This window comes from Mesorhizobium sp. ISC25 (genome assembly GCF_042295465.1).
Lineage (GTDB): Bacteria > Pseudomonadota > Alphaproteobacteria > Rhizobiales > Rhizobiaceae > Mesorhizobium.
Window position 1 is genome coordinate 3,114,305 of record NZ_CP135441.1, and the last position, 17,159, is coordinate 3,131,463.

Sequence of the window (17,159 nt, forward strand, 5' to 3'; positions counted from 1 at the left end):
CAAAAAGAGCGGCCCGCGAGCCGCTCTTTTTCTTTGCCGATAGCGAAAGACTACTTCGCGTTCGGGTTCGGCATCCAGGCCGGCATCGCGACATCGGCATGGGCGAATTGCGGCAGCTTGGCCGAGAGGTCCTCCATGTTCTTGATGTCCTTGTCGATCAGATCCTTTTGGGTGATCAGCGTCGGCGGCACGATGACGTTGTGGCCCGGGTCTTCGCCGGCCAAGAGCTGCGCCAGCGCACGCACCGAGACCTGGCCGACGACGGCCGGGTTGGTGGCGGCGGTTGCCGCCCAGGCGCTGTCCGGCTCGCGCATCGCGGCGATGTCCGAGGTCGAGATGTCGGCCGAATAGATCTTGATGTCCTTGTTCAGCCCGGCCTCGTCGACGGCGATCTTCACGCCCTTGGCGAATTCGTCATAGGGCGCGAACATCACCTTGATGTCGGGGTGGGCCGACAACACCGAGCGGGCCTGGTTGGCGACCGAATTGGCGATCGGGTTGTCGAGCGTGCCGAACATGGCAACTTCGTCGATGCCTGCATACTTCTTCTTGAATTCGACCCAGGTCTCGTTGCGGCGGTCGAGCGGCGCGATGCCGGCGACATAGACATAGCCGGCCTTCCAGCTCTCGCCATTGTCCTTGACCGCCTGTTCGAGCGCCAGGCGCGCGAGGTCGCGGTCGGATTGCTCGATCTGCGGGATCTTGGGGTTTTCGACATTGACGTCGAAGGCGACGACCTTGATGCCGGCGTCGACCGCGCGCTGGGCGGCGTCCTTCATCGATTCCGTCAAGCCGTGCTGGATGATGATGCCCTGGACGCCGAGCGCGATGGCCTGGTCGACCATGTCCGCCTGAAGCGCCGCGTCCTGGCGGCTGTCGAGCACGCGCAGGTCGACGCCGAGTGCCTTGGCCTGCGCCTCGACGCCGGACAAATACGCCTGGAAGAAGTCGCCGGTCGAGAGATAGCGGACCAGCGCTATCTTGACGGCGCCCGGCTTGTCGAACGGCGCCGGCCTGTCCTGCGCCATCGCCGGCAACTGCATCAGCAATGTTGCGCCGGCAAGCCCGAGCGCTGCCTTCCCCAAAAGTCTTCTTGTGATGTTCACGTTGCTTCCTCCACTTGTTGAACCCAAAATGTAACCGGTCGAAACCTATCTCCTGCCCCTGCCGGACAGGGCGAAGGTGAAGACAAGGGCGACCACGAGAACCACGCCCTTGACGAAATCCTGCGTGTAGTAAGGCGCGTTCATCATCGTCAGGCCCTGCAGCAGCACGCCGACAAACACCGCGCCGACGGCCGTGCCGAAGGCGTTCGGCTTGGCGGCGCCGAGAACCGCGTAACCGATGAGTGCCGCAGCCACCGCGTCGAGCAACAGATTATTACCCGAGGCGATGTCGCCGCGTCCAAGCCGGGCAGCGAGCAAAATGCCGCCGATCGAGGCAAAAACTCCCGAAATCACATAGGCCCAGATTTTGTATGCCTTGACAGGCGCGCCGGCGAGTTCTGCGGCGCGTTCGTTGCTGCCGACCGCATACATCATGCGCCCGAAACGGGTGTATTCGAGAAAGAACCAGATCAGCACCGCCAGCACGAGCAGGACGACGACCGACACCGGAATGAGGTTCGGGATGAAGAAATCGAAGCGATGACGGCCAAGCGCCAGGAACGCGGCGCCGAAGCTGCCGTTGGCGACCGAGCCGTCGGGCATGGTCATTCCGGTGGCGATCGAACGGCCCTCGGTCGGTATGCGCTGCAGACCGACAAGCAGGAACATCATGCCGAGCGTCGCCAAAAGATCCGGCACCCGCATATAAACGATCAGCCAGCCATTGATCAGGCCGACCACGGCGCCGATCACAAGACAGACGACGACCGCCACGACGGCGTTCTGTTCCAGCACCACCATGACATAGGCAGCCGCCATCATGGCGCTGGTGGCGACAGAGCCGATCGACAGGTCGAAGCCGCCGACGACCAGAGTGGCGGTGACGCCGAGGGCCAGAACGCCGGTGATGGCGACCGACTGGAAGATGAAGACAGCACTTTGCGGCGAGACGAAGCCATCGGCGGCGACGGCGAAATAGGCGATCAACCCGAACAACAGGACGATGAAGCCATAGCGGATGGCATTGTCGCGCAGGATCATTCAGCGCTCCCGCATGCTGGCACCGTCTTTACCCAACCTGAACTCATGCCCTCTCCATTCCAATTCTCATCGTCTTCCCGTCCTCAGGCTGCGCTGTGCAACGGCCCACCCGCCACTTCGGCCAGCAGACGCTCGAGATCGATATCGGTGTTGCGGTGCTCGCCGACGATCGTCTGCTCCGACATCACCAGAATGCGGTCGGCCGTCTCCAGGGCCTCATCGAGTTCGGTGACGAACAGCAGCGTCGCGCGGCCGCTGGCGCTGGCCCGCAGCTTGCCGGCGATGTCGCGCCTGGCCGAAATGTCGACGCCCTGAAACGGCTCGTCGAGGATGAAAAGCCTTGCGCCCTGCGACATCCAGCGGGCGACCATCACCTTCTGCTGATTGCCGCCGGAAAGCGACGACATTTCGTCCTTCTCCGAGCGGCAGACGATGCCGAGCTCCTGGATCTGCTGGCGGGCAATAGCGCGTTCGATACGGCGTTTGAGAACACCGAGACGCGACATGCGGCTGTGGAACGGCAGGCTGATGTTTTCCTGGATATTGAAGTCGCCGACGATGCCGTTTTCGCCCCGGTCCTTGGCGACGAGAAACACGCCGGCGGCAATCGCTTCGCCGGTCGACGCCGGCGCATAGGGTTTCCCGTTCAGCATCATGGTCCCGGACAGCGGCTTGCGCAGGCCGAACAGCGTCTCGGCGAGCGCGGTCTTGCCGACGCCGACGAGGCCGGTGATGGCGACGACCTCGCCGTCGCCGAGCGTCAGCGAAATCGGCCTGGCGCCTTCAGCAATCCGCAAGCCGTCGGCAGTAAAAATTGCTTTGGCCGAATTCCTGGCGACGATCCGCTCGAGCTGGATCTTGCGGCCGAGCATGGCGTTGACCGCACCTTCGTAATCCAGCGGCTTCTTGTCGAAGATGCCTGAGATGACCCCATCGCGCATCGAAATGATGCGATCGGCAAGCCGCCTGATGTCAGACATACGGTGCGAAATGTAGAGAATGGCCACGCCTTGCTGGCGGAGCCGGTCGAGCAATGCGAACAGCCGGTCGGCTTCGGCACTGGACAGTGAGGAGGTCGGCTCGTCTAGGATCAGCACTTTCGGCCGGTGCGCCATGGCGCGGGCGATCGCCACCATCTGGCGGTCGGCCAGAGAGAGATCGCTGATCCGGGCCTTGAGGTCGATGGCCAGTCCCATGCGGCCGGCCACCGCCTTGGCCTCGCGACGCACCCGGCCTGGATTGAACAGGGTCGGCACGCCGCTGCCGCTCAACCTGTCGAGGGTAAGATTGGTGGCGACGTCAAGGTCTGCGACGACACCGTCATTGATGTTCTGGTGGACGGTAACGACACCGGCGCGGATCGCCTCCGCCGGCGTTTTCGGGTCGAAGTCATGACCGGCAAGCGACATCGAGCCGCCGCCATGGTCGTAGACGCCACTGATGATCTTGACGAGGGTGGATTTGCCGGCACCGTTGGCGCCCATCAGCACGGTCACTTCGCCGGCATGCAATTCGAGCGAGACGCCGCCAAGCACCTCGATATGGCCAAAGGATTTCCTCAGGCCGTCGACGCGGAACACGGCATCATTGCCCATTCGTTCCTCCCTGACCGTGACGCTATGGGCTATATCGGCAATTGTCAACACGATTGACAATTGCCAGAAGGCTTCCTAGCTTGGCCCGACCGCGTTGGCTCCGCTATCATCGGAGCACATGAGCGGGAGGTGAGGATGACTGGGAAATCGCCGTTCGAAGCACTGTCGGTCGAGACGCTGGCGGGCCGTCTCGGTGCCAACGGGCCCCTGTGTTCGCAGATCGGCAAGAATACGAGCCAGTGGAAGGTTCGCGAAGTCGGCGACGGCAATCTAAACCTTGTGTTCATTGTCGAGGGTGCTGAGGGTGCGGCCGTGGTCAAGCAGGCCCTGCCCTACGTCCGGCTGGTCGGCGACAGCTGGCCGCTGCCGTTGAAGCGTTCCTTCTTCGAATATCATGCGCTGACGCGGCAACAGGCACGGGCGCCGGGTTCGGTGCCTGAGATCTACCACTTCGATGAAGGCCAGGCGCTGATCATCATGGAGTATCTGTCGCCGCATATTATCTTGCGGCGGGCGCTGATCGAGGGCCGGCAACTGCCCAACATCGCGAGAGACATCGGCTTGTTCATGGCCCGCACGTTGTTTCGCGGCTCCGACCTCAGCATGGCGACCAAGGACCGCAAGGCCGATCTGGCGCTATTCGCCGACAATGTCGAACTCTGCGACATCACCGAGAACCTGGTTTTCTCGGATCCGTATTTCGATGCCAAGATGAACCGGCACACCAGCCCACAGCTCGATGACATCGTCGCCGAGCTGCGCGCCGACCGCGACCTCAAGGTCGAGGCGCAGCGCATGAAGCACATCTTCGCCGCCAATGCCGAGACGCTGCTGCATGGCGACCTGCATTCCGGCTCGATCATGGTCACCGACACCGAAACGCGGATGATCGACCCCGAATTCGCCTTCTACGGGCCGATCGCCTTCGACGTCGGCATGCTGCTCGCCAATTTCTGGATGGCGTTCTTCTCGCAGCGCGGCCATGAACAGGGCGGCAGCCGCGACGCCATGCGCGACTATCTGCTCGGCGTTACGGTCGAGACATGGTCGGTGTTTCGCGCCGAGTTCTCGCATCTGTGGCGGACCGAGCGTACCGGCATGCTCTACCAGAAGAGCCTGTTCGAAGATCAGGACGACAGGCTTGGCGCCGAGCAGGCGCTAGACCACATGCTGCAGTCGATCTGGACCGATCTGCTCGGCTTTGCCGGCGTCGAGGTTCACCGGCGCATTCTCGGCCTTGCCCATAATGCTGATTTCGAGACCATTGCCGATCCGGATCTGCGCGCCAGATGTGAAGCAAAGGCGCTGAAATTCGGCCGTCACCTCGCCGTCAACCGGCGCCAGATCCACAGCATCGACGAGGTCAACCAGTTGGCCGCGCTGATCGAACGGGAGAGCAAGACTTGAACGTCGGCGACCGCCACTACCGCACCATCTGGCCGAGTGACGACGGGCGTTCGGTGGAGATCATCGACCAGCGTTGGCTGCCGCATGATTTCCGCATCGAAAAGATCGATACCGTCGCCGGCATCGCCACGGCAATCCGCGACATGTGGGTGCGCGGGGCGCCACTGATCGGCGTCACCGCCGCCTATGGCGTCGCCATGCAGATGGCCGACGATCCGTCGGATGCAGCACTCGACGCGGTCTGGGCAACCTTGCACGAAACGCGCCCGACGGCGATCAATCTGCGCTGGGCGCTGAACGAAATGCAGCGCTTCCTGCTGACGCTTCCCCTGGCAGAGCGTGCCGCGGCTGCCTATGGACGTGCCGGCGAGATCGCCGACGAGGATGTCGGCCTCAACCGCGCCATCGGCGCCCATGGGCTCGAAATCATCAAGGCGATCGCGGCGCGCAAGCAGCCGGGCGAACCGGTCAATATCCTGACCCACTGCAACGCCGGCTGGCTGGCCACCGTCGACTACGGCACCGCCACCGCGCCGATTTATCTGGCGACGGAAGCCGGCATTCCAGTCCATGTCTATGTCGACGAAACGCGACCCCGCAACCAGGGTGCCCAATTGACCGCCTGGGAGATGGCCGGCCACGGCGTGCCGCATACGCTGATCGTCGACAATGCCGGCGGCCATCTGATGCAGCGCGGCCAGATCGACATGGTCGTCGTCGGCACCGACAGGACCACCGCCGACGGCGATGTCTGCAACAAGATCGGTACCTATCTCAAGGCACTGGCCGCCGCCGACAACGACGTGCCGTTCTATGTCGCGCTGCCGTCGCCGACGATCGACTGGACGGTGGGCGACGGGCTGGCCGAAATTCCGATCGAACAGCGCTCGCCCGACGAGGTCTCGCTGGTCTGGGGCAAGACCAACTCCGGCGAGATCGCCCAGGTCCGCGTGTCGCCGGAAGCGACGCCGGCGGCCAATCCGGCCTTCGATGTGACGCCGGCGCGGCTGGTCACCGGCTTGATCACCGAACGCGGTGTCGCTACGGCCTCGCGCGAAGGCCTGAAGGCGATGTTTCCCGAGCGCGGATGATCCGCTTTGCCGGGAGGGCGCTGGATTGCCTGATCTCACGATTTCTTGAACACGGCACGGTTAAAACGCCCGTTGCCTGTCCCACATGGACGGCCGTATGCGTAGCGGCGGGGCGGCGCCCAACGCTCGAAGCCGGGGTTGCCCACGGCTCGGCGAGTGAACCAGCGGGATACCGCGATGTCATTCAGACCGTTGCTTGGTGACGGACTGGTTCGGAGCCAGGAGGAGAAGTCGGAGCCCCTGCAAACCGCGTCATGGGTCAGCTCCTCGATCGTCTTCGACAACCGGCGGTGGGCGTGCCGGGAGGCGGAGCTCCGCTGGACAGCCCCTCATCATCTGATCGTGCTGACCGAAGAAGGCGGCACGTCCCATACATCCATCCGACACGAGGCACGATCCCTTTACGACGGAATGGACCGTCCCGGAGCCCTCACCTTCGTCCCGGCAGGCGCGGAACGACAGGGCTTCTATCGCGATGTAAACCTCTCCTACTCAGCCCTGTGGAATCGATCCCGATATCAGGCTTCCCGGATGCGAACGCCTGAGGAACCTGCCGATCCTGGTGAACAAGAAGGACGCGGTCGTCGCCACGTTGCTGAGTTCGCTTCGTGACGAGATGGCACTCGGCCACAAGCCAGACACTGCCTATGTCGAGCATCTGGTCGCCCTCGTCAGCCTCCGCGTGGCCAACCTGAGCCGGGAGCAACAGCGGTTTGTACGTCACGGCTGTCTCAGCCGCCGGGCACTTGGTCGCGTTCGGGATTACATCGATGCGCATATGAATTCCGACATTTCGCTAAGCGAGCTGGCAGCCGTCGCGGGCATGGCCGTCGACAGTTTTGCGCGTCGCTTCAAGGCGACGACCGGCCTTGCACCCTATGCCTATGTGATCGAGGAACGGGTGCGGCGAGCGGAGGCGCTGCTGCGCGAAACGGGTTTGTCGATCGGTACCATTGCCTTTCGGCTCGGCTTTTCAAGCCAGAGCCACTTCACCACGACCTTCCGGCGTCTCAGGGGCATGACGCCTCGTGCCTATCGGGTGAATTCTTCTCCAGAATCCTGATAGTGCCGCCGGTTTCTTGAAAGAAAGCCGCCACGCGCACTCCCACCTCCAGTGTCGTTAGGTGACAGAACCCGAGGGTTTGCTATCGGGTCAAGTTGCCGTCTGCGCTTCATTGCGACTGGGAGATCATGCATGGCCAAAACGGACAACAGGAGCGGGCCGACGCGTCGGATGGTATTGGAAGGCGGTGTTGCGACCGGGGTGCTCCTGGCTACCGGACTACCGGTTGACGCGGAGCCGGCCGAGACCGTCACGGCGGCTGCATCGTCCTCGCCGGTACCGACGATACCGGTATCATTGCGGATCAACGCGAAGGATCTTGCCATCGAGCTCGACCCGCGGACGACGCTGCTCGACGCCCTGCGCAACCATCTCGGCCTCACCGGCTCGAAGAAGGGCTGCGACCACGGCCAGTGCGGCGCATGCACGGTGCTCGTCGATGGACGCCGGATCAATTCCTGCCTGACGCTTGCCGCAATGCATGAAGGCGACGAGATCACCACGATCGAGGGCCTTGCCGTAGGCGACCGGCTGCATCCGGTCCAGGCCGCCTTCATCGCCCGCGACGGTTTCCAGTGCGGCTACTGTACGCCAGGCCAGATCTGCTCGGCGGTTGGTATGCTGGGCGAGGCGCGGGCCGGCTGGCCAAGCCATGCGAGCGCCGACGTGGCAGCGGCTTCCGTCGCTCTCAGCGATGCCGAGATCCGCGAGCGGATGAGCGGCAACATCTGCCGTTGTGCCGCCTATCCGAACATTGTCGCTGCGATCCGCGACGCGGCAGAGGAGGCATGAGCAATGCAGTCCTTCACTTATGAACGTGCGACGAGTGCCCAGCAGGCGGCCGCCGCGGTCGCGGCCCGGCCGGACGCCAAGTTCATCAGCGGCGGCACCAACCTGCTCGACCTGATGAAGCTCGAGATCGAGCGCCCAGCGCATCTCATCGACATCAGCCGGCTGCCGCTCGATCGGATCGAGGATACGGCGGAAGGCGGGCTCCGGGTCGGCGCCCAGGTCCGCAACAGCGATCTCGCCGCCGATCCGCGGGTGAGGTCGCGTTATCCGATGCTCACGCAAGCGCTGTTGGCGGGAGCGTCCGGCCAGATACGCAACAAGGCCTCGACCAGCGGCAATCTCCTGCAGCGGACGCGCTGCCCCTACTTCTATGACCGCAACATGCCCTGCAACAAGCGCCAGCCGGGTTCGGGCTGCGCGGCACTTCAGGGCTTCAACCGTATGCACGCCGTACTCGGCGCGAGCGAAGCCTGCATCGCGGTCCATCCTTCGGACATGGCGGTCGCCATGTCCGGGCTCGACGCCAGGATCGAGACCGTCTCGCCCGGCGGCGAGACCCGCACGATCCCGATCGGCGATTTCCATCGATTGCCCGAGACGATGCCCCATGTGGAGACCGTGCTCGGCCACGGCGAAATGGTCGTCGCGGTTGCCCTGCCGCCGCCACCGCCCGGCCGGCAGGTTTACCGCAAGGTGCGCGACCGTGCTTCCTACGCCTTCGCGCTAGTGTCGGTGGCAGCAATCGTCGAGAAAAGCGGCGACCGTATCCGAAGTGCTCGGATCGCCATGGGCGGCGTGGCAGCGAAGCCCTGGCGCGCGACGGAGGCGGAGCGCACGCTCGCAGGAGCGTCGGCGTCCGACGGTGCCTTTACCGACGCGGCCGAAGCCGCGCTCGCAGGGGCGGTCGGGCATGGCGGCAATGATTTCAAGATCCCGCTGGCGAAACGGACGATACGGCACACGCTCGCTGCTGCCGTCGAGAGTGCGTGAGGTGACACGATGACGGAGACGAAGACCCGCGAGAACCGTGCGTCCGAACCACGCAATGGCATCATCGGGCAGCCGATCGACCGCATCGACGGTCCGCTCAAAGTGACGGGCGGCGCCACCTACGCTTACGAGAATGAGCTGGATGGTACAGCCTATGGCTACATTCTCGGCGCCGCCGTCGCCAAAGGCCGCATCGCCGAGATCGACACGACCGAAGCCGAACGGGCGCCGGCGGTGTTGCTCGTCATGACGCACCGCAATGCGCCGGCCCAGCCGGATTTCGGCCCATCGGTCACGCCGACGGTGCCGGAGGTCTTCACCCGCGCCCGGCCCGCGCTCAACAGCGATCGGGTGCGGTATTACGACGAGCCGGTCGCGCTGATCGTTGCGGAGACGTTCGAGGCGGCACGCGCTGCAGCGGGCCTCATCAAAGTGCGTTACGACGAGGAGCCGGGCGTCTACGATCTACCGGGACATATCGCCGACGCCTACGCGCCAAAGCGGACCAATGCCGGCTTCGAGACCGACAGCGTGGTCGGCGACTTCGAGCGCGCCTTTGCGACGGCGCCGATCAAGATCGATGCCACTTACGGGACCCCCTTCGAACATCACAATCCAATGGAGCCGCATGCGACGCTTGCTGCCTGGTCAGGCAACGAGCTGACGATCCGTACATCGGCGCAGACCCTCGCGAACTTCCGGGCCGGGGTCGCCAGCACGCTTCGCATCCCGCCCGAGCGGGTACGCATCGTGAGCCCCTTCATCGGCGGAGGCTTCGGCTCCAAGCTGATTGCCCATGCCGACACGATCCTGGCCGCACTTGCAGCGCGGGTGCTGCAGCGCCCCGTGAAGATCGCGCTGACGCGGCAACAGATGTTCGCCAATGCCGGTCACCGCGCAGAGATGGTCCAACAGGTACGTCTCGGCGCGGACACCGACGGGCGGCTCACCGGGATCGCGCACGATGTCTGGTCCGCAACGTCCAGCTTCGAGGAGTACTGCGAACAAACGGCAGTTTTTGCGCGCTCGCTCTATGCGGCGCCGAACCGTCTCACTCGCCATCGCCTGGTTCCGCTGGACATCAACCGCGGCGAATGGATGCGCTCGCCCGGCGAAGCGCCCGGCATGCTGGCTTTCGAATGCGCCATGGATGAACTCGCCGAGCGGGTCGGTCTGGACCCGATCGAACTCAGGATCCGCAACGAACCGGCACAGGATCCCGAGCGCGGCGTGCCGTTCTCCACCCGCAATCTCGTCGCCTGCATGGAGGAAGGCGCCCGCCGTTTCGATTGGAAGCGGAGAAACCCGACACCGGGCCGAACCCGGGAGGGCCGCAAGCTTATCGGCTACGGCATGGCGGCGGCGATCCGTCCGAACTACATCGGCGCGGCGATGGCGCGAGTTGGGATCGACCGGGACGCTCGGGTTACAGCGCGGCTCGACATGACCGATATTGGGACCGGCACCTATACGATCCTGACCCAGATTGCCGCCGAGAGCCTCGGCCTGCCGATCTCGTCCGTCAAGGTGGAGCTCGGCGACAGCCGCTTCCCGCGTACCGCTGGCTCCGGCGGGTCCTGGGGCGCAGCAAGCGCGGGTTCGGCCTTGTATAATGCGTGCAACGTCCTCAAGAAACAGATCCTGGAGGCGGCGCAGTCGAGCGAGGCCTCGCCGTTGCGCGGCGCGAACGCCACCGAGGCAAGCTTTGCCGACAGCGAGGTCAGGATCGGCCAGCGATCGGCGAGCCTGGCCGATCTCATAGGGAGGGTCTCTCCCGACGGGTTCGAGGCCGAAGGCTCCGTAGCCGCGGGCGCCACCACCCAGTCATACAAGACTTATTCGCAGCATTCCTATGGCGCGCATTTCGCCGAGGTCGCTGTCGATTGCGATACCGGTGAGATCCGCATGCGCCGGATGCTGGCTGTGATCGGCGCGGGCCGCATCCTCAACGCCAAGACCGCGCGTTCGCAAATCATCGGCGGCATGACCTGGGGGATCGGTGCGGCGCTGATGGAGCAGACGGTGCTCGACCCGCGCCACGGCCACTTCGTCAATCACGATCTTGCTGAATATCACGTCCCGATCAATGGCGACGTCCCCGCGATGGAGGTTGTCTTCCTCGAGGAAGACGACGACAAGGCCAACCCGCTTGGCGCAAAGGGTCTCGGCGAACTCGGCGTGTGCGGTGCGGGGGCTGCTGTCGCCAACGCCATCTACAACGCGACCGGCGCGCGAGTGCGTGAATTTCCCATCACCTTGGACAAGGTGCTGCCTGCCTTGCCTGTGATCGCCATTTGACGCTTTCCTCTCTCGCTCTCAATTGTGACAAGTCGAAACGGATGGCTATTTCTGCGCCATCCGCGACGACGCCGGTGGTTGACAGCGCCATCCAGCCCTTTCATACAAAGGCCGTCAATGTTCTCAGGGCGGGGTGAAAGTCCCCACCGGCGGTAAGGGTCTCGGCCCAAGCCCGCGAGCGCTTTCCAGATGATCGGAAAGGTCAGCAGATCCGGTGCGATTCCGGAGCCGACGGTCACAGTCCGGATGGAAGAGAACGAAATGGAAGACGGTCCGCTTTCGCGGTTCGGACTCCGTATCGTGCGTCCTGATTCTGGATCGAAACGGAAAGATGGACCCATGAATCAGCATTCCCACAACGACTATGAAACGATCCGCGTTGCCGTCATTCGGGCGCGCTGGCACGCCGATATCGTCGACCAATGCGTTGAAGCATTCGAGGCGGAACTGGCGGTTCTCGGAGACAAACGCTTTGCCGTCGATGTCTTCGATGTGCCAGGCGCCTATGAGATTCCCCTGCATGCAAAAACGCTTGCCGAGACCGGCCGCTATGCCGCTATCCTCGGCGCCGCGTTCGTCGTCAATGGCGGCATCTACCGGCATGAATTCGTGGCAAGTGCGGTCATCGACGGCATGATGACCGTGCAATTGTCGACTGGCGTGCCGGTGCTTTCGGCGGTGCTGACGCCGCACAACTACCATGACAGCGCGGACCATCACCGCTTCTTCTTCGAACACTTCCAGGTCAAGGGCAAAGAGGCGGCCAGTGCCTGCGTGCAACTGCTGGCGGCACGCGAACGCATCGCGGCGTGAAATCTCCGTCGCCGGGTGGAAATCCCGGTAAGGCGCTGTAGTATCTCACGAAAACTAGGGAGGATACCGGTGCAGACCAAGAAGATCATCAATGACGGCAACCGCACGGTCGACGAGATGCTGGAAGGCATCCTGGCCGCGCATCCCCGCCATCTTAAAAGCGCGGAGGGAAGTCCGCGCTCCATCATCGCCCGCGACGGACCGCGCCAAGGCAAGGTCGGCCTCGTCATCGGCGGCGGCTCGGGCCACGAGCCGACCTTCCTCGGCTTGGTCGGCAAGGGGCTGGCCGACGCCGCGGCCATCGGCAATGTCTTCGCCTCGCCGCCGCCGGACCCGATCCTCGAATGCGCCAAGGCGGCCAGCGGCGGTGCCGGCGTGCTCTTCATGTATGGCAACTATGCCGGCGACGTGATGAATTTCGACATGGCCGCCGAGATGGCGGCGATGGACGACATCGAGGTGCGCACCGTGCTGACCACCGACGATGTCGCCTCGGCGCCGCGCGACCAGAGGCAGAAGCGGCGCGGCGTCGCCGGCAATTTCTTCATCTTCAAGGCCGCCGGTGCTGCTTGCGACCGGATGCTCTCCTTCGACGAGTGCGAACGCATCGCCCGAAAGGCCAACGACCACACCTTCACCATGGGGGTGGCGCTGTCGCCGTGTTCGCTGCCGCAGACCCGCCGGCCGAATTTTGAAATAGGCCCGGACGAGATGGAGATCGGCATGGGCATCCATGGCGAACCCGGCATCGCGCGCGGAAAATTGAAGACGGCCGACGAGATCACCGACGAGATGCTGGACAAGATCATCGACGAGATGGCGCCGGCGCGCGGTGACAAGGTGGCCGTGCTGGTCAATTCGCTCGGCTCGACGCCACTGATGGAGCTCTACATCATGAACCGGCGGGTCAATCAGAGGCTGGATGATGCCGGTGTTTCCGTCCACGCCAACTGGGTCGGCAATTATTGCACCTCGCTCGAAATGGCTGGCGCCTCGGTCACGCTGATGCATCTCGACGGCGAATTGCAGGCGATGCTCGACCACCCTTGCGACTGCGCCATGTTCCGCGCCGGCTGAGAGAGCATCATGACCTCGATCGATTCAGCCGGCTTGAAAAGAATGTTCGATGCGATCGCGGCGGCGATCGACGCCGACAAGGACAGGCTCTGCCAACTCGACGGCGTCATCGGCGACGCCGACCACGGCATTGCCATGGCGCTCGGCTTCGGGGCGGTGCGCGACGCGCTGGCGTCGCTCGATCTCTCGGCGATCGAGCCGACAATTTTGCTCAACACCGCGGCAAAGTCCTTCCTCAACGCCGTTGGCGCCTCGTCAGGCCCGCTCTATGCGACGGCCTTCATGCGCGGTGCCGCCGCCGTCAAAGGCAAGGCAATTCTGGAGGATGCTGACATCATCGCCATGCTCCGGGCGATGGCGCAAGGTATCCAGGATCGCGGCAAGGCCGAGCTCGGCGAAAAGACCATGGTCGACGCCTGGCTGCCGGCAGCACAGGCAGCGGGCGCCGCGCAGGAAGCCGGCAAGACCCTGTTGGAGAGCTTGGAAACTGCACTCGCCGCAGCCGAACGGGGCGCCGAGGCAACCAAGAACATGATCGCCGCCAAGGGCCGCTCCTCGCGGCTCGGCGAGCGCTCGTTGGGGCATATGGACCCCGGCGCCGCATCGGCCGTCACGATCGTCAAAGCGATGCGGGACAGTCTTGCGTAGAGCGGGATGTGTTTAAATTGAACTTGCTATGCGCCGAGAAGCAGATGGCGCTCGGGCGTATTGCTCAACCACCTAAGCAGTTTCCATTTGGTCGAGCCTAATGCAATCGAAGATCCTGCCGTCCGATGCGTAGCTGCGCGTACGAGAGTCGGATTTGCTTTTGAAAGCAGCATTCCTCCAGATATTGGTACAACGACAAATGACGTCGGCGATATCTCAGCTTTCCACCCGCTGCAGACATCCCTGCGACGACGCTATTTACTGTTGTCATGCAGCCTAACGATTCGCTTCAGAACGCAATAGAGATTTGTTACGATCTGTTTGCACGATACCCACGCCCTCTGGCTCTTCATGCCTCTCCCCTTCGCAATCCTGCCGAAATCCTGAGGACACTGACATCAGCGCCGTTGCGAGAACTGACTGGCAAGCAAATCGGGCCTTACGCGGGTTATGCCATCACGACAGTGGGTGACGTCGAGGACTATAAACACTTCCTGCCGCGAATTCTTGAGCAAGCGATTAGGCAGCCGGAATGGATGGGCACGGATCCGCCGATCATTGCTGTTCGGCTTAAGATGGCCAATTGGCTTGATTGGCCATCTTCGGAGCGAGCAGCGATCCGGACTCTATTTGTCGAGGCATGGACGCAGTCAGTCCAGGAGCATCCGGATGATGTTGACGCCGAAGCATGGACATGCGGCGCAGCGATTCTCAATCTTGATGTACCGACCATGCTGGAAAAATGGCTAGCGGAGCCTTCGCTCAACGCAGCCATGCAACTGGCAGAATTCCTCGCGGCGCATGCAGCATCGATGTTTGAAGACGATATCAACGAACGGGCATACTGGGGCTATGTAGACGAAACGACACTTCACCTCGTTAGGCGGTGGCTTCTGAGTGACCCCGTGCTTCGGCTGCTGCTGACCGCACGTGGCCAGATCGCCGCGGCTGATCAGTGGCTGATAGGTGAGGCGCTGAAGAGACTTGTTTCGTTGGGACGATCAAGTGTGCAGTAACCGGCCGACAGGGTTAGAAGGACCGCTCTTCACCTATGACTAGCTAATCGACTGAGTTTTTGACCTAACCCCGCTTCGCCGCGTCGAGCCTGTCGATCGCCTGGACATTGCCGGCAGATGGTCCCTTCTCATCGAATTCCGATGCGAGCCATGCGTCGACGATCGACTTGGCCAGTTCCGGGCCGATGACGCGGGCGCCCATGGTGATGATCTGGGCGTTGTTGGATTTTGCAGCGCGCTCGGCCGAATAGGTGTCGTGGGTGAGTGCGGCGCGAATGCCGGGCACCTTGTTGGCGGATATGGATACGCCGATGCCGGTGCCGCAAAACAGGATGCCGCGATCGTTTTCGCCGTCCAGGATGGTCTGCGCGAGCTTCTGTGACAGGTCGGCATAGTAGCCCGCCTGGCTGAGGTCGCTGACCGTGAGGCCGGGCTTGGTGGCGAGGTGAGCGGCAATGACGTCGAGCAGCGGCTTGCCGGCGCTGTCGGCTCCAATGGCTATTTTCATGTTCGGTTTCCTTCCTGTTCGATGCTTCAGATCGCCGCCGAGGCGCGTTTGAGGATGTCGACATAGCCGTCCGCCTGCCAGGCGGAACGGCCGATGAACAAGCCGTCGATATTGGGCTGGCCGACCAGTTCGGCGGCATTTTGCGGATTGACGCTGCCGCCATAAAGCACCGGCGGCACAACTCGCAGCAGGTCGCGGGCGATTTTCTTGATCAGCGCCTGCTGCCTGTCGGCATAGTCCGAACTGGCCGGCACGCCCTTGTCGCCGATCGCCCAGACCGGCTCATAGGCAAACAGGATCGTCGCCGCCTTGGCCGCGCCTTCGAGAAACTGTAGCGCGCCGTGCACCTGCAAGGCCAGCACCGCATCGGCCTGGCCGCTGTCGCGCTGTGCCAGGGTCTCGCCGACACAGATCAGCGGCACCAAGCCGTGCTTCACCGCGGCCGCAGTCTTCAGCCCGACAGCCTTGTCGGTCTCGCCGAAATGCTCGCGCCGTTCGCTGTGGCCCAACTCTACCATATCAAGTTCGCAGTCTTTCAGCATTACCGGCGAGATCTCTCCGGTCCAGGCGCCGGCGTCGGCCCAATGCATGTTCTGCGCGCCGACCTTGATGCGCGTCGGCGACAGCGCTTTCTTGACCTCGCGGATTGCCGTGAAGGGCGGGATGACGAAAGGCTGAATGCGCTCGTCGAAACCGGAGACGAACTCGGCCAATGCCTCGGCGAAAATCATCGCCTCGGCGAGCGTCTTGTTCATTTTCCAGCTGGTGCCGACCCAATAAACCATACGTGCCCTCCTACTCTGCGATCACCGTCAGCGAAACGCCAGCGCCATCCAACGCCGCGCGCATCTGCGGCTGTGGCTCGCGGCCGGTGAAAACCGCATCGAAGGCCTTGAGATCGGTCAGGAAGTGCAAGGCAGTGCGGCCGAATTTCCCATGATCGACCAGCAGATATTTGCGCGCCGCTGCGGCCATCATCAGCCGTTTGGTCTGGACCACTTCCTGATCTTGGTGAAAGGCAGAGGCACCATGGATGGCTGATGAGGACAGGAAGGCGACATCCGCGCGCAATGATTTCAACGTGTCTTCGGCAAGCAGGCCGAAGAAGCCGTGAAACTTCTTGCTGTACTGGCCGCCGAGCGCAATCAGGTTGATCCCGGCAACGCCCGCCAAATCCTGGATGACGGCCAGATTGTTCGAGATCACCGTCAGCGGACGCAGATCGGCAAGATGCCGAGCAACGCCCCCGGCGGTCGAGCCGTCGTCGATGATCACCGTCTGACCCGGTTCGATCATAGTCACGGCAGCGGCGGCGATGCGCTTCTTCTCGTCGCCGGCCAGCCGCTGGCGGTAGCGGAAATCGCTCTCGAAAAGGCTGCTCGGCTGGATCGAGGCGCCGCCGCGCACCTTGCGCAGAAAGCCGCTTTCCTCGAGCTCGTCGAGGTCGCGGTGGACGGTCATCTTCGACACCCCGAAACGTGAGGCAAGATCGTCGACACTGGCGGTGCCGATGTCCATCAGAAAATCCATGATGCCTTGCCGACGGCCGTCGCTCTTCATTTCCGCGGCTTCCTCGTGCAACTCGGTGCCGAGATATAACAGCAAACGTCGCACAAGTCACCGAATTTTTTGTGATAATGTTATATCTCTATGGGATATCATGACGCTTCTGGTCGCGTGCTGTAACAAGAATTGCTGCCGGCCGAGCGCCCAG

At 63.1% G+C, this 17,159-nt stretch carries 16 protein-coding genes and 1 riboswitch; of the genes, 10 read left to right on the plus strand and 6 right to left on the minus strand.

What is annotated here, in order from left to right:
* Positions 1 to 50: 50 nt before the first annotated feature.
* The 3 genes from RQ479_RS15565 to RQ479_RS15575 form a co-directional block, all read right to left on the minus strand.
* Entirely contained in the window at positions 51 to 1,106 is a 1,056-nt protein-coding gene (locus RQ479_RS15565; RefSeq protein ID WP_376705746.1) for a substrate-binding domain-containing protein, read from the minus strand.
* A 45-nt stretch (positions 1,107 to 1,151) separates the two neighbouring features.
* Positions 1,152 to 2,147, minus strand: a complete 996-nt coding sequence (locus RQ479_RS15570; protein ID WP_352466051.1) for an ABC transporter permease — start codon at positions 2,145 to 2,147, stop codon at positions 1,152 to 1,154.
* Positions 2,148 to 2,230: 83 nt separating this feature from the next.
* A complete protein-coding gene (locus RQ479_RS15575) occupies positions 2,231 to 3,742 on the minus strand; it encodes a sugar ABC transporter ATP-binding protein (protein WP_352466050.1) in 1,512 nt (503 codons plus the stop codon).
* Positions 3,743 to 3,877: 135 nt separating this feature from the next.
* Between RQ479_RS15575 and mtnK the strand changes: the two genes are divergently transcribed.
* The 10 genes from mtnK (at position 3,878) to RQ479_RS15625 (ending at position 14,937) form a co-directional block, all read left to right on the plus strand.
* Positions 3,878 to 5,149, plus strand: a complete 1,272-nt coding sequence (gene mtnK, locus RQ479_RS15580; RefSeq protein WP_376705747.1) for an S-methyl-5-thioribose kinase — start codon at positions 3,878 to 3,880, stop codon at positions 5,147 to 5,149.
* Complete coding sequence (gene mtnA / locus RQ479_RS15585) at positions 5,146 to 6,240, plus strand: S-methyl-5-thioribose-1-phosphate isomerase (RefSeq protein WP_376705748.1); 1,095 nt, start codon at positions 5,146 to 5,148, stop codon at positions 6,238 to 6,240. The genes mtnK and mtnA overlap by 4 nt, the downstream gene beginning before the upstream one ends.
* 562 nt (positions 6,241 to 6,802) lie before the next feature.
* The gene (locus RQ479_RS15590) at positions 6,803 to 7,303 is read left to right on the plus strand and encodes a helix-turn-helix domain-containing protein (RefSeq protein ID WP_376705749.1); all 501 of its coding nucleotides are present in this window, start codon (positions 6,803 to 6,805) and stop codon (positions 7,301 to 7,303) included.
* 132 nt (positions 7,304 to 7,435) lie between these two features.
* Positions 7,436 to 8,095: a 2Fe-2S iron-sulfur cluster-binding protein gene (locus RQ479_RS15595; RefSeq protein ID WP_376705750.1), complete on the plus strand. Its 660-nt coding sequence runs from the start codon at positions 7,436 to 7,438 to the stop codon at positions 8,093 to 8,095.
* A gap of 3 nt (positions 8,096 to 8,098) precedes the next feature.
* Positions 8,099 to 9,085, plus strand: a complete 987-nt coding sequence (locus RQ479_RS15600; protein ID WP_376705751.1) for an FAD binding domain-containing protein — start codon at positions 8,099 to 8,101, stop codon at positions 9,083 to 9,085.
* A 9-nt stretch (positions 9,086 to 9,094) separates the two neighbouring features.
* Positions 9,095 to 11,383, plus strand: coding sequence for a xanthine dehydrogenase family protein molybdopterin-binding subunit (locus RQ479_RS15605; RefSeq protein WP_376705752.1), 2,289 nt, complete (start codon positions 9,095 to 9,097; stop codon positions 11,381 to 11,383).
* Between the two features lie 115 nt (positions 11,384 to 11,498).
* Positions 11,499 to 11,645, plus strand: a riboswitch (FMN riboswitch).
* 77 nt (positions 11,646 to 11,722) lie between these two features.
* Positions 11,723 to 12,196, plus strand: a complete 474-nt coding sequence (locus RQ479_RS15610; RefSeq protein ID WP_376705753.1) for a 6,7-dimethyl-8-ribityllumazine synthase — start codon at positions 11,723 to 11,725, stop codon at positions 12,194 to 12,196.
* Between the two features lie 69 nt (positions 12,197 to 12,265).
* Positions 12,266 to 13,273 carry a dihydroxyacetone kinase subunit DhaK gene (locus RQ479_RS15615; protein WP_376705754.1) on the plus strand — a complete coding sequence of 336 codons (1,008 nt, stop codon included), beginning with the start codon at positions 12,266 to 12,268 and terminating at the stop codon, positions 13,271 to 13,273.
* Positions 13,274 to 13,282: 9 nt separating this feature from the next.
* A complete protein-coding gene (gene dhaL, locus RQ479_RS15620) occupies positions 13,283 to 13,921 on the plus strand; it encodes a dihydroxyacetone kinase subunit DhaL (RefSeq protein WP_376705755.1) in 639 nt (212 codons plus the stop codon).
* A gap of 269 nt (positions 13,922 to 14,190) precedes the next feature.
* Entirely contained in the window at positions 14,191 to 14,937 is a 747-nt protein-coding gene (locus RQ479_RS15625; protein ID WP_376705756.1) for a hypothetical protein, read from the plus strand.
* A 64-nt stretch (positions 14,938 to 15,001) separates the two neighbouring features.
* On the opposite strand, the gene RQ479_RS15630 is transcribed toward RQ479_RS15625, so the two are convergent.
* Genes RQ479_RS15630 through RQ479_RS15640 form a run of 3 tightly spaced genes read right to left on the minus strand, consistent with a single transcriptional unit; the run spans position 15,002 to position 17,005 of the window.
* Positions 15,002 to 15,445 (minus strand): RpiB/LacA/LacB family sugar-phosphate isomerase, encoded by a 444-nt coding sequence (locus RQ479_RS15630; RefSeq protein ID WP_254818715.1) that lies wholly within the window; start codon positions 15,443 to 15,445, stop codon positions 15,002 to 15,004.
* 26 nt (positions 15,446 to 15,471) lie between these two features.
* Positions 15,472 to 16,230 carry a triose-phosphate isomerase gene (locus tag RQ479_RS15635; protein WP_376705757.1) on the minus strand — a complete coding sequence of 253 codons (759 nt, stop codon included), beginning with the start codon at positions 16,228 to 16,230 and terminating at the stop codon, positions 15,472 to 15,474.
* 10 nt (positions 16,231 to 16,240) lie between these two features.
* A complete protein-coding gene (locus RQ479_RS15640; protein ID WP_376705758.1) occupies positions 16,241 to 17,005 on the minus strand; it encodes a DeoR/GlpR family DNA-binding transcription regulator in 765 nt (254 codons plus the stop codon).
* Positions 17,006 to 17,159: the final 154 nt, after the last annotated feature.